Raw genomic sequence first — 20,373 nt, forward strand, 5'->3', positions numbered from 1 at the left:
GCACCCTTTGGCGGGGTCAAGCAGTCCGGGCTGGGACGCGAAGGCGGCAAGGTCGGCATCGAGGAATTCCTCGAGATCAAATACACCGCAATAGCAATCTGAGAACTCCTATTCAGATGAGCGGATCAATAGCAGCCAAAGGCCTGTTCACCATGGAGGGAAGGCCCACCGCGCAGCTGATCGCCGATCAGCTGCGCGAACAAATCATCCAGGGAATCTTCCACCCCGGAGAGCAGATCAACGAATCCATCCTCGCCGTCCAACTGAACACCTCCAGGAGCCCCGTCCGGGAAGCCGTGCAACGCCTGTGCCAAGAGGGCATCCTCACCAACCGCCGCAACCGTGGGGTGTTCGTGCTCGAAATCTCAGCCCGGGACAGCAAGGAAATCTACGCCGTGCGTGAGGCTGTGGAAACAAACGCCGCAGATTCCCTGCTCAACAGCAGCCCCAAGCACATCAAGAACACCTGCCAGGCCTTGAAAACAATCCTCAGGAACATGAAAAGACAAGTGGACGCAACCAACTGGCAATCAATTGCCCAACTGGACATGCAATTCCACACCACACTCGTCGCCGCCGCCGGCAACAGCAGAATGACCAGAATTTATGAAACCTTGGCCGCCGAATCAACAATGTGCATTCGCAAGCTGGAAATCTCCTACCCACAAGCGCAGACCCTGATCCAGGAGCACGAGGACATCCTTAGCTTCCTCGAAACGGGCAACAGCGAAGAACTCCGGAGAACCCTCAAACACCACATGCAAAAGGCCGTCGATGACCTCACCACCACAACCAGAAACCAGGAAAACACGCCCCTAGCAAGAACCCCGGCAAACTGAAACCAGAGAAGGCCAAGTCCATCAGGACCTGGCCTTCTCTGGCTTGACTGGCCCTGACGCAGCCGTAATTTCCTCAGGTGGGCAACATAGCCAGCAGAAGCGTCGGCAATGACGGTGCGGTCTACTGCCCTACAGTTGACGACGCTGTAACATGAAGGCATGGCTGAGCAGATTAAGATAGTGCATTCGTCCACCGTGCAACAGGTCGCGGATGGTCTCACAGCCATGATCCTGAGCGGAGGACTCAAGCCAGGTGAACGCCTGAGGGAAAGTCTCCTCGCCGACAACCTGGGACTTTCCAGGAACACTGTTCGTGAAGCCGTCCGCATAGTTCAAGCGGGCGGCCTCATTCGCCACCGCGCAAATCAGGGCGCTATCGTTTGGGACCCCACCGACGCGGAGATCATGGACGTCTACAACGCGCGTTACCATCTGGAGACCACGGCCGCACGGAGCATCTCCGAAAGCACCTCCATGGACGAGGTTCACGCCGCCATGGAGGAGTTCCGGGCAGTCTTGAAGAGTGGAGATCCATTCAAGATTGTCGAGAAGGACCTTGCGGTTCACAGCGCGATAGTCGGACTCCTCGGAAGCCAGAAGTTGAGGATCTTCTACCAGCAATTGGTGACCGAACTGAGGTACTTCATGTTTGTGCTTTCCATTGAACATCATGAGTACGAGGACCCGGATACTCTCGAAGCCGAGCACCAAAACATTGTTGATGCGCTTGACTCGCGCGACCCGGTCCTGGCGGAGAAGGTCATCTCAGACACGATCATCCAGTATCGGGAATCGATTCGAGGCATTATCGCCGAGAGGCATACAGAACGCTAAGCGAGCTGCAGGAACCCCTCCCCCGACGAGGACGCACCGAAGCTGTTTCGTCCTAGCCCAGGACCTTGAGGTTGGGAAGGCTTAATAGGACTACTGCTCAAGATGCGGTGACGAATCCCAGGGTCTTGTCAACGATGTTTTCGAGCGGTTCGCCGTTGCAGTACCGGTTCAGGTTGTCCACAAACAGCTTGCCGAGGTCATCGAGGTAATCTTCGGTATCGCGGCTCATGTGGCGGGTGATGATGACGTTCTCCAGGCTCCACAGGCCGTGCCCCTCCGGCGGATGGCTTCATGGCGGCGAGTACTTCGGCGTCGACCAGCCCCCTGGTAGCGGTGGTCAGCGGTGCCGCCAGGACGACGTAGTCGTACTGACCAGCAAGTGCCGCGGGAGTTCGTGTAGACCACGCCGCTCCGGATCAGCTGGTCGAACAGCAGCTGGCTGACGCCGGCTGCTGAGACATGGATCCACTTCAGGGTCGAGGCGGCATCCCAGTTCTCCCGGAGCGCGGGTGAGAAGGAGTGCCACTGGCACAGCACATCCGCGCCGTCCAGCGCCTCCGCTAAACCGTCCGCCTTCGTCAGGCGGACTTCTGCGAACCACTGGACCTCTTCAATCCGTGGCGGGAACGTCTCACGGGCAGAGCGCGGCGATGACGGACCGCGTGGCGCCCGTCCTGCCGGTCGTTATGCCGTTACCGGGGAGAGTGTGTCGATGGCCGTCAGGACGGCTGCCGTGAATTCCGACGTCGACGAGGTCCCACCGACATCGCGGGTGCCGTAACCGTCGCGTAGGGCAGACTCGAATGCGGACTGCAGGTGCACGGCGGCCTCGGGATGGCCGAGGTGCTCCAGCATCATGGCCCCGGACCAGATCTGGCCTACCGGGTTCGCCAGGCCCTTCCCGGCGATATCCGGGGCCGATCCGTGGACCGGTTCGAACAGGGACGGGAACGCCCCCTCCGGGTTCAGGTTGGCGCTTGGCGCAACGCCGATGGAGCCAGTGACGGCGCTGCCCAGGTCCGAGAGGATGTCGCCGAGAAGGTTGGAGGCGACGATGACATCCAGCGTCCACGGCTTCAGTACCAGGTGAGCAGCCAGGGCGTCCACCAACTTGTGGGTCACGGTTACGCTGGGATACTGCCGGGCGGTTTCCTCCACCACCTCGTCCCAGAAGGGCATGGTGTGGATGATGCCGTTGCTCTTTGTCGCGGACGTGAGCCTGCCCTGGCGGGAAGCAGCAAGCGCGGCAGCGAAGTGGGCCGCCCGTGACACTCCCAGTCGGGTGAAGATGGTTTCCTGGACCGCGCTCTCGTGCGGCAGGCCACGATACATCCGCCCGCCGACCTCGGAGTATTCACCTTCGTTGTTCTCCCGGACGATCAGGATGTCGATCGGCTTGTCCGACGCCAGCGGCGAGGTCACGCCGTCGAGCGTCTTGACCGGACGGAGGTTGATGTATTGCTGGAACTCGCGGCGGATCGGGATCAGCAGGCCCCACAGGGATTCCGTGTCCGGAACCTCCGGGGAGCCCACAGCACCCAGGAAGATCGCGTCATGTTTTGCGAGCTGTTCCAGTCCATCAACCGGCATCATCCGGCCGTACCGGCCGTAGTAGTCCGATCCCCAGTCGAAATGCGTGAACGCCAGATTGAGAGAGTGAATGGAGGCGATCCGCTCGAGGCAGGTGATGGCCGCGGGGACCACTTCTTTGCCGATGCCGTCCCCGGCGATCACGGCGATGCTATGCGTGCTGCTCACAAGGATGTCCGTTCCGTCAGGCCGCCCAGGATCTGCCAGCGGGCGGTTGACTCGCCAAGGTTGATGATGGTGTTCTTGGGTTCGGTCATCTCGCGTACCGCGTGACGGACGCCTTCCCGGCCCACACCGGATTTCTTGAAGCCGCCAAAGGGCATGGAGTCAATCCGGACGTCACTGGTCTCGTTGATGACCACGGCACCCACGTGCAGTTTCTCCGCAATGGAAAGCGCCAGGTCAATGGACTGCGTGAAGACCCCGGCTTGAAGGCCGTATTCGGTATTGTTGGCCGCAAACACCGCGTCCTGGACCTCGATGAACGGCAGGATGCTGACCACCGGTCCGAAGACTTCCTCGCGGATCACCCGGCAGTCCGAGGGCACATCCGTCAGCACGGTCGGCTCGTAGTACCCGTTCCGGCGGGCCCCGCCCGCATGGACAGTGGCGCCGGCCGCTTTGGCTTCTTCCACCCATTCCTCAACCCGCCGGGCCTCTGCCTCGGAAATCAACGGGCCGACGTCGGTGCCCCGGTCAAGCTTTGGCCCAGTCCTGAGCGCCTTGGTACCGGCGGTGACCTGCTCCAGGACCTCGTCGAACAGCGAAGTGTGCACATAGACGCGCTGCACGGACAGGCAGTTCTGGCCTGCCACTCCGAAGGCTCCGGCCACGATCGCCGTTGCCGCGGCTTGGGCGTCCGCGTCGGCGCACACGATCGTGGCGTTATTCCCGCCGAGTTCGGACAGGATCTTCTTCGCCCCGGCCGTGGCAGCGATGCGTTCCGCCGTGGCAGGGCCGCCGGTGAAGGAAATCAGGTCCACCCGGGAATCGGTGACAACGGCCTCGGCCACGCCGGGACCGCCCACAATGGCCGCGAGGCGCCCCGACGGGACGCCTGCCTCGAGCAGCAGCTGGACAAAGGCCAGCCCGGTCAGGGGGGTGCGTGCCGAGGGCTTAAGGACGACGCCGTTGCCTCCGATCAGCGCCGGGCCCAGCTTGTGTGCCACCAGGTTCAACGGATCATTAAACGGTGTGATGGCCGCGACGATGCCAACCGGCTTCCGGCTGTACCAGCCGATCTTGTTTCCGCCGGCCATGCTGTCTTCGAACCCCAGGGTCTCCCCCGCCAGCTCACTGGAAGCGGCGGCGGAGAGCCGCAGGGTTTCGGTGCAGCGCCGAACCTCACGTTCGGCTTCGGTGATGGTCTTGCTGCTTTCGGACGCGATGATCCTCGCAAAGCGCATGGACTGCTCGCCCAGCAGGCGGGCAGCCCTTTCAAGAGCCTCCCTGCGGGAACGCAGCGGCCAGTCCTCGCGCTGCAGGTGGCGGTGGATGTGGGCGATCGCCAGCCGGACATCCACCGCCGTCGAACTGCACACCCGCCCCAGCAGGAAGCCATCTTCAGGATCCCGTACTTCCAATGTCAGGTCAGCGCGCTGCCACCGCCCTTCAAAGAAGGCACCGCCGGGAAGGTGGGCGACCTCTGCCCGCCCGTCGGTGGTTCCGGTTGTTTCCGGGCGCGCGTCAAGAGCGTTAATGGATGGAAGCATGGGATTTCCTTCGTGGGCCTAGCTGAAGCGGTCGATGATTTTTGCGGCCCCGCCGATGATGGGCAGGAACCACGGCGGGCCGAAGTGTCCGGGTACGGGCGGGTTTTTGAGGTCTTCCCAGACGTTCGCGGACTTGTCGCCGGCCATGTAGTGGGCCATGCGCTTGCCCATGTGGGCGGCCATCTGGACGCCGTGTCCGCTGTAGGCCAGGGAGTAGTAAAGGCCGTCGTGGATGCCGGCGTGGACCATCTGGTCCATGGAGAGGTCCACCAGTCCGCCCCAGATGTAGTCCACCTTGGCGTTGGAGAGGTACGGGAAGAGCTCGAGCATTGCCTTGCGCAGTATCTCGGCGCTCTTGACGTCCGAGTCCGGGCTGGACAGCGCAAAACGGGCACGGCCGCCGAAGAGCAGACGGTTGTCCGGCGTAATCCGGAAGTAGTAACAGAGCATCTTGCTGTCCGAGGCCATGCGCCGGTTCGGCAGGATGCGGTCAATCACGTCTTGGGGCAGCGGCTCGGTGCAGATGATGAAGCTGCCCACCGGGATCACACGGCGCTGCAGCCAGGGGGTGACCCCGCCGGTATAGCCGCTGGTGGCGACCAGGACCTGCTTGGCCCGGGTGATGCCCCGGAAGGTGTGCACGTCGTGCACCGTGCCCGAAACCTTCTTCAGCTCCGTAACACCGGCCTCCTCACAGATGTCCGCCCCGGCGGCAGCGGCCGCCCCGGCCAACCCATGCACAAACTTCCCCACGTGCAGGCCTGCTCCCAGCGGGTCAAGCATCGCCCCCTGGTAGAAGTCCGTGCCGATTTCGCTGTGGATCTCGGACTTGGGGATGACGCTGACATGATGGTCGACCAGGGCGGCCAGCTTCTCCTGCGACTTCAGGAACCCCTCATAGTGGGACTTGTGGAAGGCCAGCGAGAGCTTCCCGTGCCGCTCGTAGTCGCAGTCGATGCCGTTGTCGTGCACCAGCTTTTCGATGCTGTCGATGGCGTCGTTGTATTCGCGGAACATCTCCACGGCGCGTGTGCTTCCATAGCGCTTTACGGCCGTGGTGAAACCGATGGCCAACCCGGTCGTCGCCATTCCCCCATTACGCCCGGACGCGCCCCACCCCACGGTGTGGCGTTCGAAAACGGCAACGCTGGCGCCCTGCTGGGCAAATTCCAGGGCTGCGGAGAGTCCGGTGAAGCCGGCGCCGATGATGGCAACGTCGACGTTCTCGGGAACCGGAGTACGCCGGTAGTCCCCGGATGGTTCGGCAGTGTCCAGCCAATAGGGGTTAAGTTTCACGGGTTGACCTTTCGCCTCGACGTCGGTTTAGAGACCGAGGTGCTTGTTGATCTCGTCCAAGGACTTGACAGCGTTGTAGTCGTAGCCCCCTGTGATGGGGTCATAGCCACGGTCCAGCACCCAGAGGTTGCGGAAGCCCATGTCGTGCATCGGATGCATGTCGTAGCGGGTGTGAGAGGCGATATGCAGGAAGTCCTCCGGCTTGGCGTTCAGGGTATCGAGCATGTACTCGAAGGCCTGGTAGCGCGGCTTGTAGGCCTGGGCCTGCTCAGCGGTCAGCACGGCGTGGAAGTCGGCGCCGAGCTTGGGAATGCTGATCTCCAGGAAGCTGTCATCGGCGTTGGACAGAGCCACCAGCTTGTAGTTGTCGCCCATGAGCTTCAGCGGAGCCGGCACGTCATCGTGGGCACCGAAGCTGCGTACAGCGTCAGCGAACTCTGCGCCGGCACCAGGGGTCGGCCCGATGCCAAAGAACTTGCATACGCGGTCGAAGGAATTCTGAAGGATCTCCTCGTAGGGCTTGTAGTCGCCAAGGACCTCGTCGAACCGGTACCCGCGGAACACCTTCTTGAACGCAGGCCACTGCTCTTCAGGCAAACGGCCCGCGAGCAGCCGGCGGGTAGTGGAATCAGTATCCCAGTTGATCAGTGTGCCGTAGATATCGAAGGAAATGTACTGCGGCCGCTTGGAGTCTGCCATGATTCGTCCATTCATTGAAGTTTTAAGAGGCCACATGTGGCCTTCGGCTTTTATGAGGTGTCTGGGCTCCACGGCTTCCCTTGGTACTGAAGACCCGGCCGCCCAGTACGTCGACTCTAAAGCGCGCCTGCAATTTTTGTCAACAGTTGAACAGTTGGATAGTAGACCGATCCTTATTGTTGACAGTTGAGCAGTGCGGTACTTGTATTAAGCATGTACTGAGATCCAGATCACAGTCCATTGAAGTGAAACAGTTACCAGAGCTGCATCTTGTCCAGCAGAAATATGCCCCGATGTCCTCAATGCCGACCCGACCCAAGGATCAACTTCGTCTGACGGGCATGCGAAGGGAACCACTATGAAGACCATCAATAAAGTCCAGACGGCGGCCGCCGGGCTTGCTGTCCTGCTGGCCCTCACCGCCTGTGGCGGTACGGCAACGGATACCCAATCCACGGACCTTCCCAAGACGCAGAACACCCGTGACATCTCCGAGGGTGTCCAGCCGGATCCGGCCGCGGTGGCGCTGCTGCCGGAGTCCTACAAGGCCAAGGGTGAAATCACGGTGGCGATGGATTTGAGTTCCCCGCCGATGACGTTCCTGGCCGAGGACAACACCACCCCGATTGGCGTGAACCCGGACCTCGCCCGGCTGGTGGCCAAGAAGCTGGGGCTGAAGCTGAAGTTCGAGAACACCGCGTTTGACACGATCATTCCCGGGATCGACGGCGGCCGCTACGACTTCACCGCCACCACCATGTCTGCCACGCCCGAGCGGCTGAAGGTCCTGGACATGATCAACTACCTCAAGGGCGGCTCGGCCGTCGCGGTACCGCACGGCAACCCGAACAATCTGACCAACGACACGCTCTGCGGCAAGAACATCGGCGTGACCAAGGGCTCCACCCAGCAGCTGAGGCACCTGCCGAACGTCTCGAAGTGGACCTGTGAGGAAAAGGGCAAGCCGGCCATCAACGGCGTGACGCTGCCCAACGTCCAGGAGGCCCTGACGCAGCTGGACTCCAAGCGGATCGACGGCGTCTTCTACGACGCCAGCGCCCTGGCCTGGGCCAACGAGCAGCAGCCCAACCACTTCACCATCCTGGAACCGAGGATGGATACCCGCACCAACACCAACGTCGCCATGGGGCTGAAGAAGGGCTCACCGCTGACCCCGGCCCTGCAGAAGGCCATCCAGTCCGTCCTGGAGAGCCCGGAATACAAGGAATCGCTGGAGTACTGGGGGCTCGCCGAATCAGCCATCACTGAAGCCGAGATCCGCTAACTCCCCCAACCCCAGCGGCTCCGGTAATCCATCGTCGCGCCCGCATCTGCGGCACGGCGAGGGTAAAACACGTATCCTCGCCAGCCGCTGACACAGATAGCCGGGGAATCCTTGCTAGATCCGTCGAAGGCTGGCATACTTGTTCCGTGTAGAACTGTTGAACAGAAGAACAGAGGAACAGCGCTGGCTGGCTTCCAGCATTACGGTCGCAAATCAAGCAGCTGGCTTCACTCAGGCGACCTGTCAATTTCCTACTTATCGAATTTCCACTAGCGGCAGGAGCCTAGGACATGAATGTCAGCACCGACTCCGAATTTATCGAGGCCGTCGCATCAGAGAGCGGACTCCTTGTGGAACAGTCTCAGCTCGCCGACTCAGCTGTCCTGGAGCTCCTTGAACAGTCCTACGGCCTGAACGGCGACCTGAGACGCATTCCCACCGAGAAAGACGAGACTTTTCGTCTGCAAGACGGACATGACATGTACCTTGTCAAGCTGTCCACAGCCGATGAGGATCCCCTGATAGTCCACCTGCAGACGGCGTGCATGGAGCATCTGGAACTCACCGCCCCAGAACTTCCGGTCCAGCGTCTTGTCAGGAGCCTTGGTGGAGATCCGCAAGTCCTCATCCCGTCACCGCCCGGCCCCTTTGACCGGGTGCTTCGGGTGATGCGCTTCATGCCTGGCGAGTTGCTGGCCCATCACGGGGCGTCCGCTGGCCAGCTTCAGTTGGTGGGCTCAAGCCTTGCCCGTCTGGGCGCTGCTTTGCAGGACTTCGACCATCCCCGTGCCGACCGTTTGCTCCTGTGGGACCTGAAGCACTTCCACCGGATGCGGCCGCTTCTTGACTACGTCGATGAGCAGCACAAACGCGCCCTGGCCGAAGACATTTTCGACCGGTTCGACGAGAAGGTAGTTCCGCTGCTGGACACCCTGACCTCCCAGGTAGTCCACGGGGATTTCAGTCCGTTCAATGTCCTGGTCGACCCGGACGCCCCGGAGTACGTGACCGGGATTATCGATTTCGGCGACGCCGTGCGGACACCGGTGATCTTCGACCTCAGCGTCACCATGGCCAACCTTCTGGGAACAGACCCGTCCAGCCCCTGGGAACATGCACTGCACGTCATGGACGGCTATTTGAGTATCCGCCCGCTGCCGGTCCAGGAGTTGGAGGCCCTGATCATCTCAGCCCAGGCCCGGCTGCTCCTGCGGGCCCTGATCACGGGGTGGCGGGCAAACCAATTGCCGCAAAGGCGCGATTACCTGCTCTCCCACTCCAAGCCGGACTGGGACCGGCTCGCCGCCACCGCCGCCGCGCCGGCACCACACCTGCCTTCCACCCCTGAACCAGACGCACCAGCCATCAAGGAGACATCATGAGCACCACTCCCCAAACCATCCGCAAGCCGTCCCGGGCCATGATCAATGGCTTTGATCCCAACCGCCTTAGCGAGCTCCCGGATCAGATGCAGAAGAACATCCGACGCCGGGACCAGAGCCTCGGACCCGGCTACCGGCTCTTCTACGACAACCCCCTGGAAATCGTTCGCGGCAAGGGCGTCACGCTGTTTGACCGCGACGGAAATGACTACCTCGACGTTTACAACAACGTCCCCTCTGTCGGTCACGCCCACCCGCGGGTCATCGCGGCCGTCCACGAGCAGATGCAGACCCTGAACACCAACACCCGGTACGTCCAGGAATCCATCCTGGACTACTCCGAGCAGCTCCTGGCCACGTTCCCCGCCGAGCTTGGCCACGTCATGTTCACCTGCACCGGGTCCGAAGCCAACGACCTCGCCATGCGCGTGGCAAAATACGCCACCGGAAACCAGGGCATCATCGTCACCTCCGGCGCCTACCACGGCCTGACAACCGAAGTAGCGTCCTTCTCCCCGTCCCTGGGCATCGGTGTGCCCCTGGGGCCGAACGTGCGGGTCATCGACGCCCCCGACGCCCTGCGGTACTCATCAGATCAAGAGTCCCTGCAAGATCACCTGCGGAACCAGGTCCGTGCCGCCATCGCCGACCTGCACCGCCACGGCATCGGAGTGGCGGCCTTCATCGCCGACAGCATCTTCTCCTCCGACGGTGTCTTCGCCGGCCCAACAGGCTTCCTGCGCCCGATCATCGAAGAAGTTCACGCCGCCGGCGGCCTGTACATCGCCGATGAAGTCCAGCCCGGCTTCGGCCGCACCGGCGAGGAATGGTGGGGCTTCCAGCGCCACGGAATCGTCCCGGACATCGTCACCATCGGCAAACCCATGGGCAACGGCATCCCCGTCGCGGCCGCGATCTTCAAGCCCGAACTGCTCGTGGAGTTCGGCAAGAACATCCGCTACTTCAACACCTTCGGCGGGAACTCCGTAGCCATCGCCGCTGCCCAGGCCGTCCTGGACGTGATCCGCGAGGAATCACTCATAGAAAACGCCCGCAAGGTCGGCGAGAAGATCATCACCGGGCTCAAGGACCTCAGCCAGAACCTGGACCAGGTCGCAGAAGTCCGCGGAAGCGGCTTCTTCATCGGCGTCGACCTCGTCACTGACCGATCCACACTCTCACCCAATGGGGAGGCCGCCGCCGGCATAGTGAACGCCCTCCGGGAGGACCGGATTCTCATCTCGGCCTGCGGCGCCCAGGGCAACGTCCTCAAACTCCGCCCGCCAATGCCGTTCTCCACCACCGATGCCGATCGCCTGCTCGAAGGAATGGGCCGGGCCTTCAAGACACTGCGCTAAGACCCAACATCAACCCGGTCGGCCTACAAGCTGGCACCAACCGCTTAGGGAGTGCCTTCCACCGTGAAGGCACTCCCCAAAGCGATAAACGCCCGGATCCGCGCCCATCCAGCGCCGGGCGACGAGGCCCGCGACCCGCCCGCGCGAGGTCAGCGAGATGCACTCTCTCAGGTTTCGCAATAGTCTGGCCGGGTGGATACAAGCACCGTGAACCCCAGCGAACAGGTTGGCAGGCAGTCGCGCATTCTCGAAGCGGTACTGGACCTGCTGTCGCGCCACGGCATCTCAGGTGTCAATATGCGTGCTGTGGCGCGGGAAGCCGGCGTCGCACTGGGGCTCGTGAATTACTACTACGAAGACAAGTCGAGCTTGATCCGTGCTGCCTTGCACCGAATGGACGAGCACGATCTTATGCTGGTCGCGCCCGAGCCAGGATCGCCCCCGGACGAACAGCTCCGCAAGGCCCTCCGGCGCGTTGCGGCCGCGGAACTCCTGACCACACGATATTTGTCCCTGCGTCTCCACCTGTGGGCTCTCGCGCAAGCCCATGAAGACTTTGCACTGATCAATGCGGCTGCGTTCGAGCGGTATCTCGATGGGCTGGCTACGCTGATTGGGAATGCCAAGCCCGAACTTTCCCGCGATGAATGCAGGGAGCGGGCAGCCGACATTGTCGTCGTGCAAAACGGCATGTGGCTGACAGCACTCCTTGGCGTGGACAACGCATCCATCCAGCGAAGCATCACCCGCACGGAGCAGATCGCCTTCGCCGCTTCGCGATAAACGCACGGCCTACGCGCCAGGTCTACGAAGTCCCAAGCCCACTTCGCCGGGCCCGTACCACGCGCGATTATTCTTGAACATTTGTTCAGCGAATGTCTTGAACAGTTGTTCAACCTGAACTATTCTTCTTTGTATGACCCAGGCCACACCAGTCCAGCTTCGAAGGCTCCTGGTGGGCGGGCTGCCCCCGCACAACGGTGGCAACGCAGCTTCAAGTATCAGACCCACCCGGTCCAGAGGAACCTGACGGACCGGCACAGCGGTTGGAAGTAGCCATGGCTTCAACCGCATGGCTGCTTCCCGCCCAAGGCGGACTGGAAACCCGACTACAAGACCGTCGATGAGCCCGTCGCCGTCCTATTACTAGTCGCCGCACTACTAAAGGAGACACTATGCCCGAAACCGCATCCACCCTGTTCATCAACGGCTCGTGGGAGCCGGCGGCGTCCGCCGCGGTGCGCAAGATCCGCAACCCCGCCGACGGCGAACTGGTCGCCACAGTGTCCGAGGCCGGCCGGGAAGATACCGAGCGCGCCATCGCTGCGGCCCGCGCGGCCTTCGACTCCGGCATCTGGACCTCGGTCCCGGCACCTGAGCGCGGGGCCTTCCTGCTCAAGGTCGCCGCGGAACTGCGCGAACGCCGCGAGAAGTTCGCCCGCGCCGAATCATTAGACACCGGGAAGCGGATCGCCGAAAGCCGGATCGACATCGACGACATCGCCGCCTGCTTCGAATATTTCGGAAGGCTGGCCGGGCAGCAGGCGGGCCGCGTGGTCGACGCCGGGGACCCCGCCGTCGTCAGCAGGATCGTCTACGAGCCGGTGGGCGTCTGCGGGATGATCACCCCGTGGAACTACCCCCTGCTCCAAGCCGCTTGGAAGATCGCACCCGCGCTGGCCGCCGGCTGCACCTTCGTGCTCAAGCCCTCCGAGCTGACCCCGTCCACCGCCATCCTGGCCATGCAGCTCCTGCACGACCTGGGCCTGCCGGACGGCGTCGCCAACCTCGTTACCGGGGCCGGCGCGGAGGCGGGCGCACCGCTCTCGGAACACCCCGGCGTCGACATGGTCTCTTTCACTGGCGGTTTGGAGACCGGCAAACGCATTGCTGCGGCGGCCGCCGGCAGCGTGAAGAAGGTGGCCCTGGAACTCGGCGGCAAGAACCCCAACGTGGTGTTCGCCGACGCGGACTTCGACGCCGCCGTCGACAATGCGCTGAACGGGGCCTTTGTGCACTCGGGGCAGGTTTGCTCCGCCGGAGCGCGGCTGGTGGTCGAGGAATCGATCGCCGAGCGCTTCGTCGACGAGCTGGTCCGCCGAGCGCAGGGCATCCGTCTAGGCGGCCCGTTCGACGAGGCAGCCGAAACCGGGCCGCTGATTTCCGCGGCCCACCGGGACAAGGTCCACGCCTACGTCCAGCGCGGCGTGGAGGAGGGTGCCCGGCTGCGCTGCGGCGGCGCGGCACCTGTTGGGGAGAAGTACGACGCCGGTTTCTACTACCAGCCAACCGTCCTGGACCGCGTACACAAGGGAATGTCCGTCGTCGTGGACGAAGCCTTCGGCCCGGTAGTGACCGTCGAGACCTTCCGCACCGAAGACGAGGCCGTGGCGACCGCCAACGACACTATCTACGGGCTGGCCGGCGCTGTCTGGACCCAGGACGCCGGCAAGGCGCAGCGAGTGGCCGGCCGGCTGCGGCACGGCACGGTCTGGATCAACGACTTCCACCCCTACCTCCCGCAGGCCGAGTGGGGCGGCTTCGGCCAGTCCGGCGTCGGCCGCGAGCTCGGCCCGACCGGCCTGGCCGAATACCAGGAACCCAAGCACATCTACCAGAACACCAGCCCACAGGTAACCGGCTGGTTCGCTGACCACGGCAAGGAGAACTAGATGCACATCGACAACGTGGAGAACCTCACCGACCGCGAGTTCGACTACATCGTCATCGGCGGCGGATCCGCCGGCGCTGCGGTCGCCGCCCGCCTGAGCGAGGACCAGGACGTGTCCGTGGCACTGGTGGAGGCCGGCCCGGACGACCGGGGCGTGCCCGAGGTACTGCAGCTCAACCGCTGGATGGAGCTGCTGGAATCCGGCTACGACTGGGACTATCCGATCGAACCGCAGGAGAACGGCAATTCCTTCATGCGCCACTCCCGCGCGAAGGTGATGGGTGGCTGCTCCAGCCACAACTCCTGCATAGCCTTCTGGGCCCCGCGCGAGGACCTGGACGAGTGGGAGTCCAAATACGGCGCCACCGGCTGGAACGCTGACGCCGCCTGGCCGCTGTACCAGCGGCTGGAGACTAACGAGGACGCCGGCCCGGACGCGCCGCACCACGGCGCCTCAGGCCCCGTACACCTGATGAACGTGCCCCCGGCCGACCCCGCCGGCGTCGCGCTCCTGGACGCCTGCGAACAGGCAGGCATTCCGCGAGCGAAGTTCAACAGCGGCACCACCGTGATCAACGGCGCCAACTTTTTCCAGATCAACCGCCGCGCGGACGGCACCCGATCCTCCAGCTCGGTCTCTTACATCCACCCGATAATCGAGCGCGTGAATTTCACGCTGCTGACCGGGCTGCGGGCCCGTCAACTGGTGTTCGACGCCGACAAGCGCTGCACCGGCGTCGACGTCGTGGACTCGGCGTTCGGCCGGACCCACCGGCTCTCCGCCCGCTGCGAGGTCGTCCTGTCCACCGGCGCGATCGACTCGCCCAAGCTGCTCATGCTCTCCGGCATCGGCCCCGCCGGGCACCTGGCTGAACACGGCATCGAGGTCCTGGTCGACTCCCCCGGCGTCGGCGAGCACCTGCAGGACCACCCCGAAGGCGTCGTGCAGTTCGAGGCGAAGCAGCCGATGGTGCAGACTTCGACGCAATGGTGGGAGATCGGCATCTTCACGCCAACCGAGGACGGCCTGGACCGCCCGGACCTGATGATGCACTACGGGTCCGTCCCATTCGACATGAACACCCTGCGGTACGGCTACCCCACCACGGAAAACGGCTTCAGCCTCACACCGAACGTCACGCACGCCCGGTCACGCGGCACCGTCCGGCTGCGCAGCCGCGACTTCCGCGACAAGCCAGCGGTCGACCCGCGGTACTTCACCGATCCCGAGGGTCACGACATGCGCGTCATGGTCGCCGGTATCCGCAAGGCCCGCGAAATAGCCGCCCAGCCTGCCATGGCCGGATGGACCGGCCGTGAGCTCTCCCCCGGAATCGAGGCGCAGACTGACGAGGAACTGCAGGACTACATTCGCAAGACGCACAATACCGTCTACCATCCCGTCGGCACGGTCCGCATGGGACCGGACTACGACGACATGTCGCCGCTCGATCCCGAGCTGCGGGTCAAGGGCGTGACCGGCCTACGCGTCGCCGATGCATCTGTCATGCCTGAGCACGTCACGGTCAACCCCAACATCACAGTCATGATGATCGGTGAGCGTTGCGCTGACCTCATCCGCGCCAGCCGTGCCGGCGAAACAACGACGGCGGAAGCGGAGCTCAGCGCATCCCTCGCCTGACCGGCAGCGCGCCCCCAGGCCGGATCCGGCGCTGGCAGGCGAACCGGCGGAAGGTGCTCCAAGCTCCCTGCACGCGCGTCTTCCGTACCAGCGCCGGTCCACGCTTATCCACAGCGCCCGGCTCAACCGTCGCGGACACTGCCCGCGTCGATCCTCGGTCACTCCATCCTGGTGGTACGAGGGTTCAATTAATCTGAACATCTGTTCACCCACAAGTCTTGAACACATGTTCAACATCAATTAGTCTGCATCGTATGACCTACGCCACACTTAGGGGACGCCGCGGAAATGCGGTGTCTGTCCCCGACGAGGAGCCGACTGAGATCGGCCGCGGGCCTCGAGCCCGCACTCACCTGCTGGTCTGCCTCATCCGCTGAGGAAACGGGGGCAGGCGCAGCAGGCTTAGGCATCAACAATTTGGGGGAAAACGCCCGAGCACCCGCCACACGGGGGCCGGCCGATGATTTCGCTCGCGTCCAATGGCGGCCGCGGGTCATCACCACCGTGCTTTTCTGACTTAGGAGTTCAGATGTTGGAACCGAGCAAGAGTACTGATTCAAGCGGCATGGACGAGTTCGGCTATGCCCAGACACTGGACCGGAGCATCGGCAAGTTCGCCAGCTTCGCCGCAGGCGTCAGTTACATCTCCATCCTTACCGGTGTTTTTCAGCTGTTTTACTTTGGTTTCTCGATGGCCGGACCGGCCTACGCCTGGTCCTGGCCCCTCGTCTTCGCGGGCCAGCTCATGGTGGCCCTGTGTTTCGCTGAACTGGCCGGCCGTTACCCGGTGGCCGGGTCGGTCTACAACTGGGCCAAACAGCTCTCGTCGGGGACCTTCGCCTGGCTGGCCGGCTGGCTGCTGCTGATCTCTTCGATCGTGGCGCTTGGCGCCGTGGCCCTTGCGCTGCAGCTCACCCTGCCGCAGATCTGGTCCGGTTTCCAGATCATCGGAGACGGAACGGGCCCGTACGACTTCGCCGTCAACGGCGTCCTGCTGGCCAGCATCATGATCAGCATCTCAACGCTGATCAACGCCTTCGGCGTGAAGCTGATGACCAGGATCAACAGCATCGGCGTCTTCGTGGAGCTCGCCGCTGCCGTGCTCCTCATCCTGGCCCTTGCCTGGCATGTGGTGCGCGGGCCTGAGGTTCTTTTCGACACCGCAGGCTTCGGCGAGGACCATGACCTTGGCTTCTTCGGGGTGTTCCTTATCGGCGCCATGGCGTCCGGCTACGTGATGTATGGCTTCGACACAGCCAGTTCCCTCGGCGAGGAGACCAAGGACCCGAAAAAGACCGCTCCCAAAGCCATCCTCCGTGCAATCACCGCGTCCTTCGTACTCGGCGGCCTGATCCTCCTCGGCGGTCTCCTGGCCGCCCCTGACCTGAACGACCCCAAGCTGGGAGCCGCCGACGGCGGTCTGCAGTACATCGTGCTCTCCGTGCTGGGCGGCCCGTTCGGCAAGGCTTTCCTGGTGTGCATTGTCGTGGCGGTGATCGTCTGCACGCTCGCCGTCCACGCCGCCGCCATCCGCATGATGTTCGCCATGGCGCGGGACAACAACCTGCCCTTCAGCCGGCAGCTCAGCAAGGTGCACCCCGAGCGGAAGACCCCCACTGCCGCGGCCATCGTCATTGGACTCATCGCGATCATGCCGCTGATTGTTAACATCTCCCAGCCGGCAATTTTCACCATTCTCTCCAGCATCAGCATCGTCCTGATTTACCTGTCCTACCTGCTGGTCACCGTGCCGATGCTACGGCGGCGGTTCCTGAAGAAGTGGCCTTTGCAGGACGACGGGGCAGAAGCGGGATTTAGCCTCGGTAAGTGGGGTCTGCCCGTGAACATCCTCGCAGTGCTCTGGGGCGGGGCCATGACCCTGAACCTGATCTGGCCGCGGCCGGAGATCTACAACTCGATGCCGCCCTTTGAGTGGTACCTGCAGTGGGGCGGGGTCATGTTCGTCGCTGCCGTGACCATCGGCGGCGCGCTGCTCTACCGCGTGAAGATCCGCCACCAGACAGGCGTCCTCGCCGAGCACGCCGCGGCCGCCGCAGCACATCCGTCTCCGGGCTCCGCCCAAACCGTAAGTGCGGCTGCCAATGAGCGGGCGTCGGATCCTGTCCAAACCGGAGCCGTGTGGTCCTCCGCGGACATTGAAAGTGAGATCCCTGACGCGCTCACAGCCAATGGTGCCACGTCAAAGAATGGGTCATAGGATTCGCTCCCGACGACACTGAGCACCGCAGCCCCGGACGGGCATCTCTTCGCCAGAGTCACCGGCGGAGGGGTGCCCGCCGGGCGTTGACGAAAGCCCTGCAAACATCATGATTGCCCGCTGAAGTGGTCGACTGCGCTCTCGATGGTGGAGAAATGGTGGGACCGATCGAAGCGGTCGGCCAATCCAAATTTAGCCAGCCTATCCTTCACTGGCCCCTTAAGTTCGGCAAAGACCAGGCTAATGCCTTTGTGCTCCAAGTCTTCGTCCAGCTGAACCAGGTGTTCGACGGCGGTGGTGTCCACCCCGGTGATGCCCTCGGCGGCCACAATGACGCAGTGGACCGGCTGTGGCGAGACGTCCACGATATCCCGAACGTGCTCGACGAAGACCTGACCATTGGCGAAGAACAGTGGCGCATCGAACCTGATCAAGGCCAGCCCAGGAATTCTTCGGCCCTCCGGATGGCGGGTTATGTCGTGGAATCCCGGCCTTCCCTCAACCTTAACCAGTTCGGTCCGGTAAGGAGAAAACGCTGCCTGGACGAACACAGCAAGCGACAACACCACCGCGAGGACCACGCCCGGCAAGACTCCGAGCACCAGCACGCCCACGAACGTACCAGCCATGAGGGCGGTTTCTATCCGGCTGCTTCTGATGAGGCCCTTCATGCCCCCGACGTCTACCATCGAAGCTGCTGCCACAATGACAACGCCTGACAAGACACTGGAGGGCAGGTGGGCGGTCACCCCTGGCAATGTCAACATGAATACCAGTAGCCAGATTCCCGCTGACAGACCAGCTAACCTGGTGCGTGCGCCGGCGTTCAAGGCCACCGGCGTGCGGGATGTGCTGGCGGAGATGGGGAACCCGCCCAGGACACCGGCAGCTGCGTTGGCGCTGCCTAGAGCCAGCATTTCCTTGCCCCCATCCACCCTCGCGCCGTGGCGCTGGGCAAGGCTGCGGGAGAGAACAGCGGTATCGGCAAAGGCGAGCAGGGCGATTCCGGCAGCAGGACCTGCCAGCGCGGTCACGTCGCCCCAGCCGAACCCGCCAAGCGCGGGCATGGGGAGGCCAGATGGGAGTGCACCCACAACGGGCAGCATCTTGTCCAGGCCAAGGGTGGCGGACGCCAGCATGGAACCCCCAACCGTCACGATGATGCCTAGGAGCCGGAAGTTCGGCGGAAGTCGAGCGGCCATGAGCAGTATGACGATGGTTGCGCCACCGATGAGTGCGGCGACGACATTGAAATCGCCCCGCACCACGCGGTCAAGAGCGGAGGAGAGCTGGCTCCAGGGCTCATTGGCGCCGTCGGAATCCCTGCCGAGGAGACCCGCCAACTGACTAAGCCCGACGACGGCGGCCAACCCGGCCAGGTAACCCGTTCGGATCGGTCTGGACAGCAAGTTGCTCAGGAAGCCAAGTTTTAGGAAGTAGCCCAGGATCAGGAAGCCGCCGACGAAGACTGCCAGCAGCCCGGCCAGCGCAACGGCCCGGCGCGGGTCGCCTCCTGACAGGGGAATCACAGCTGCTGCGATCAGGGGAGCCAGCGCTGAATCCGGGCCCAGGATCAGCACCCGTGAGGGACCGATCAGGCCGTAGACGATGAGGGAGACGATCGAGGCGTAGAGCCCGGCCACCGGCGGCAGACCGGAGGCTGTGGAGTATGCCATGCCTGCAGGAACCAGAAAGGCGCACAGCAACAGCCCGGCAGTCACATCCGGCACTACGTTTTTCCGCCGGAACCCATTGGTTGGATTGGTTTTCAGCGCGGCTTCGGAACCATCCTTTGCGGCCATGCGTCCCTCCGGTCTCCTCCGGTATTCAGGACAGCAGCGTACTTCGTTATCCCCGATGGAGGGCATGCGCGCGACGACAGTACGGAGGGCGTGAAACGGGGGTTCCAGCAGCTACTGCTCCATTAGCACTGGCGCGGCATTCCCCTGGCGCGGCATCGCACGAATATATCCGGGCAAAACGTCGAAAGAGTCCCAACAAAGCTCGAGGGCCTGAACCCGGCACAATGCCGTGTTCAGGCCCTCGCAGGTTAGGCAGTATCTGGACAGTCCCCCTCGCCTGATTTTGAACCGGGTTTAGAGACCGAGGTGCTTGTTGAGCTCGTCCAGGGACTTAACCGTGAAGATGTTGTAGCCCTCGGCGAAGGGTTCAGCGCCACGGTCCAGCATAATAAGGTCGCGGAAACCGATGTTGTACATCGGGATGTGGTCGTACAGAGGGTGAGAGGAGACATGCAGGAAGTCCTCCGGGGTCGCGTTGAGCTGGTCAAGCATGTACTCAAACGCCTGGAGGCGCGGCTTGTAGGCCCCGGCCTGCTCAGCGGTAAACACGGCGTGCCAATCTGCGCCAAGCTTGGGAATGCTGATGTCCAGGAAGCTGTCGTCCGCATTGGACAGAGCCACCAGCTTGTAGTTGTCGCCCTGGAGCTTCAGCGCAGCCGGCACGTCCTCGTGGGCAACGGCGTTGCGTACAGCTTCAGCGAGCTCTGCGCCGGCATCGGGGGTCGGCCCAATGCCAAACCGCTTGCCTGCGCGGTCAAAGGCATCCTGAAGGATCTGTTCGTAGGGCTTGTAGTCGCCGTTGACCTCGTCGAACCGGTATGCACGGAAAACCTTCTTAAAGGCCAACCACTGCTCGTCTGGGATGCGGCCGTCGAGCAGTCGCTGCGTGGTGGGATAAATGGTGAAGTTGATCAGCGTGCCGTAGACGTCATAAGAGATGTACTTCGGCCGGAAGTTCGTGTCTGCCATGATTAATTCGTTCCTTGTTATCTTGTATTTTTTTGGGGGCTGAGGTTTCAGGTTTCAAATAATGGCGATACGTAGC

General features: G+C 62.9%; 19 protein-coding genes. 11 read left to right on the plus strand and 8 right to left on the minus strand.

Annotation, left to right across the window (positions count from 1 at the left end; all coding sequences use genetic code 11):
* The 3 genes from ACIP90_RS19150 to ACIP90_RS19160 all read left to right on the plus strand — a co-directional run.
* A partial coding sequence (locus tag ACIP90_RS19150) for an aldehyde dehydrogenase family protein (protein ID WP_400581336.1) occupies positions 1-102 on the plus strand: 102 nt, incomplete at its 5' end.
* A 14-nt stretch (positions 103-116) separates the two neighbouring features.
* The gene (locus ACIP90_RS19155; protein ID WP_400581245.1) at positions 117-839 is read left to right on the plus strand and encodes a GntR family transcriptional regulator; all 723 of its coding nucleotides are present in this window, start codon (positions 117-119) and stop codon (positions 837-839) included.
* 159 nt (positions 840-998) lie between these two features.
* Entirely contained in the window at positions 999-1,673 is a 675-nt protein-coding gene (locus ACIP90_RS19160; protein ID WP_400581246.1) for a GntR family transcriptional regulator, read from the plus strand.
* 97 nt (positions 1,674-1,770) lie between these two features.
* Here ACIP90_RS19160 and ACIP90_RS19165 read toward each other — a convergent pair whose 3' ends face one another.
* The 6 genes from ACIP90_RS19165 to ACIP90_RS19190 all read right to left on the minus strand — a co-directional run bounded on the left by ACIP90_RS19165 (position 1,771) and on the right by ACIP90_RS19190 (position 6,970).
* A complete protein-coding gene (locus ACIP90_RS19165) occupies positions 1,771-1,902 on the minus strand; it encodes a hypothetical protein (protein WP_400581247.1) in 132 nt (43 codons plus the stop codon).
* Positions 1,871-2,026 carry a hypothetical protein gene (locus ACIP90_RS19170; RefSeq protein WP_400581337.1) on the minus strand — a complete coding sequence of 52 codons (156 nt, stop codon included), beginning with the start codon at positions 2,024-2,026 and terminating at the stop codon, positions 1,871-1,873. Before ACIP90_RS19170 ends, ACIP90_RS19165 begins: the two co-directional genes overlap by 32 nt.
* 331 nt (positions 2,027-2,357) lie before the next feature.
* Positions 2,358-3,431, minus strand: coding sequence for a tartrate dehydrogenase (locus tag ACIP90_RS19175; protein ID WP_400581248.1), 1,074 nt, complete (start codon positions 3,429-3,431; stop codon positions 2,358-2,360).
* Positions 3,428-4,975 (minus strand): aldehyde dehydrogenase family protein, encoded by a 1,548-nt coding sequence (locus ACIP90_RS19180; RefSeq protein WP_400581249.1) that lies wholly within the window; start codon positions 4,973-4,975, stop codon positions 3,428-3,430. Before ACIP90_RS19180 ends, ACIP90_RS19175 begins: the two co-directional genes overlap by 4 nt.
* 18 nt (positions 4,976-4,993) lie before the next feature.
* Positions 4,994-6,271: an NAD(P)/FAD-dependent oxidoreductase gene (locus ACIP90_RS19185; RefSeq protein ID WP_400581250.1), complete on the minus strand. Its 1,278-nt coding sequence runs from the start codon at positions 6,269-6,271 to the stop codon at positions 4,994-4,996.
* Positions 6,272-6,298: 27 nt separating this feature from the next.
* The gene (locus tag ACIP90_RS19190) at positions 6,299-6,970 is read right to left on the minus strand and encodes a haloacid dehalogenase type II (RefSeq protein ID WP_400581251.1); all 672 of its coding nucleotides are present in this window, start codon (positions 6,968-6,970) and stop codon (positions 6,299-6,301) included.
* A 358-nt stretch (positions 6,971-7,328) separates the two neighbouring features.
* On the opposite strand from ACIP90_RS19190, the gene ACIP90_RS19195 reads away from it, so the two are divergent.
* From ACIP90_RS19195 to ACIP90_RS19230, 8 genes are all read left to right on the plus strand, one after another.
* Positions 7,329-8,255, plus strand: a complete 927-nt coding sequence (locus tag ACIP90_RS19195) for an ABC transporter substrate-binding protein (RefSeq protein WP_400581252.1) — start codon at positions 7,329-7,331, stop codon at positions 8,253-8,255.
* 290 nt (positions 8,256-8,545) lie between these two features.
* On the plus strand, positions 8,546-9,637 hold the full coding sequence (locus ACIP90_RS19200) for a phosphotransferase (protein ID WP_400581253.1): 1,092 nt from the start codon (positions 8,546-8,548) through the stop codon (positions 9,635-9,637).
* On the plus strand, positions 9,634-10,995 hold the full coding sequence (locus ACIP90_RS19205) for an aspartate aminotransferase family protein (RefSeq protein ID WP_400581254.1): 1,362 nt from the start codon (positions 9,634-9,636) through the stop codon (positions 10,993-10,995). The genes ACIP90_RS19200 and ACIP90_RS19205 overlap by 4 nt, the downstream gene beginning before the upstream one ends.
* Before the next feature lie 192 nt (positions 10,996-11,187).
* The gene (locus ACIP90_RS19210; RefSeq protein WP_400581255.1) at positions 11,188-11,778 is read left to right on the plus strand and encodes a TetR/AcrR family transcriptional regulator; all 591 of its coding nucleotides are present in this window, start codon (positions 11,188-11,190) and stop codon (positions 11,776-11,778) included.
* 392 nt (positions 11,779-12,170) lie between these two features.
* Positions 12,171-13,667 carry an aldehyde dehydrogenase family protein gene (locus ACIP90_RS19215; RefSeq protein ID WP_400581256.1) on the plus strand — a complete coding sequence of 499 codons (1,497 nt, stop codon included), beginning with the start codon at positions 12,171-12,173 and terminating at the stop codon, positions 13,665-13,667.
* A complete protein-coding gene (locus ACIP90_RS19220; RefSeq protein WP_400581257.1) occupies positions 13,668-15,308 on the plus strand; it encodes a GMC family oxidoreductase in 1,641 nt (546 codons plus the stop codon).
* Positions 15,309-15,562: 254 nt separating this feature from the next.
* The gene (locus ACIP90_RS19225) at positions 15,563-15,685 is read left to right on the plus strand and encodes a hypothetical protein (RefSeq protein WP_400581258.1); all 123 of its coding nucleotides are present in this window, start codon (positions 15,563-15,565) and stop codon (positions 15,683-15,685) included.
* A gap of 152 nt (positions 15,686-15,837) precedes the next feature.
* Positions 15,838-17,526, plus strand: a complete 1,689-nt coding sequence (locus ACIP90_RS19230; protein ID WP_400581259.1) for an APC family permease — start codon at positions 15,838-15,840, stop codon at positions 17,524-17,526.
* 107 nt (positions 17,527-17,633) lie between these two features.
* Here the strand turns inward: ACIP90_RS19230 and ACIP90_RS19235 are convergent, their stop codons facing one another.
* Both ACIP90_RS19235 and ACIP90_RS19240 read right to left on the minus strand, forming a co-directional pair.
* Complete coding sequence (locus ACIP90_RS19235) at positions 17,634-19,328, minus strand: SulP family inorganic anion transporter (RefSeq protein WP_400581260.1); 1,695 nt, start codon at positions 19,326-19,328, stop codon at positions 17,634-17,636.
* 294 nt (positions 19,329-19,622) lie between these two features.
* The gene (locus ACIP90_RS19240; RefSeq protein WP_400581261.1) at positions 19,623-20,297 is read right to left on the minus strand and encodes a haloacid dehalogenase type II; all 675 of its coding nucleotides are present in this window, start codon (positions 20,295-20,297) and stop codon (positions 19,623-19,625) included.
* Between the last annotated feature and the right edge of the window lie 76 nt (positions 20,298-20,373).

The organism is Arthrobacter sp. NPDC093139 (genome assembly GCF_044754165.1).
Taxonomy (GTDB): domain Bacteria; phylum Actinomycetota; class Actinomycetes; order Actinomycetales; family Micrococcaceae; genus Arthrobacter.

Excerpts from the sequence above, each read along its gene's own strand:
- ACIP90_RS19230 (WP_400581259.1), top strand. The coding sequence starts at position 15,838 with ATGTTGGAACCGAGCAAGAGTACTGATTCAAGCGGCATGGACGAGTTC.
- ACIP90_RS19205 (WP_400581254.1), top strand. The coding sequence starts at position 9,634 with ATGAGCACCACTCCCCAAACCATCCGCAAGCCGTCCCGGGCCATGATC.
- ACIP90_RS19215 (WP_400581256.1), top strand. The coding sequence starts at position 12,171 with ATGCCCGAAACCGCATCCACCCTGTTCATCAACGGCTCGTGGGAGCCG.
- ACIP90_RS19235 (WP_400581260.1), bottom strand. The coding sequence starts at position 19,328 with ATGGCCGCAAAGGATGGTTCCGAAGCCGCGCTGAAAACCAATCCAACC.
- ACIP90_RS19220 (WP_400581257.1), top strand. The coding sequence starts at position 13,668 with ATGCACATCGACAACGTGGAGAACCTCACCGACCGCGAGTTCGACTAC.
- ACIP90_RS19195 (WP_400581252.1), top strand. The coding sequence starts at position 7,329 with ATGAAGACCATCAATAAAGTCCAGACGGCGGCCGCCGGGCTTGCTGTC.
- ACIP90_RS19200 (WP_400581253.1), top strand. The coding sequence starts at position 8,546 with ATGAATGTCAGCACCGACTCCGAATTTATCGAGGCCGTCGCATCAGAG.
- ACIP90_RS19155 (WP_400581245.1), top strand. The coding sequence starts at position 117 with ATGAGCGGATCAATAGCAGCCAAAGGCCTGTTCACCATGGAGGGAAGG.
- ACIP90_RS19225 (WP_400581258.1), top strand. The coding sequence starts at position 15,563 with ATGACCTACGCCACACTTAGGGGACGCCGCGGAAATGCGGTGTCTGTC.
- ACIP90_RS19240 (WP_400581261.1), bottom strand. The coding sequence starts at position 20,297 with ATGGCAGACACGAACTTCCGGCCGAAGTACATCTCTTATGACGTCTAC.
- ACIP90_RS19180 (WP_400581249.1), bottom strand. The coding sequence starts at position 4,975 with ATGCTTCCATCCATTAACGCTCTTGACGCGCGCCCGGAAACAACCGGA.
- ACIP90_RS19165 (WP_400581247.1), bottom strand. The coding sequence starts at position 1,902 with ATGAGCCGCGATACCGAAGATTACCTCGATGACCTCGGCAAGCTGTTT.
- ACIP90_RS19160 (WP_400581246.1), top strand. The coding sequence starts at position 999 with ATGGCTGAGCAGATTAAGATAGTGCATTCGTCCACCGTGCAACAGGTC.
- ACIP90_RS19190 (WP_400581251.1), bottom strand. The coding sequence starts at position 6,970 with ATGGCAGACTCCAAGCGGCCGCAGTACATTTCCTTCGATATCTACGGC.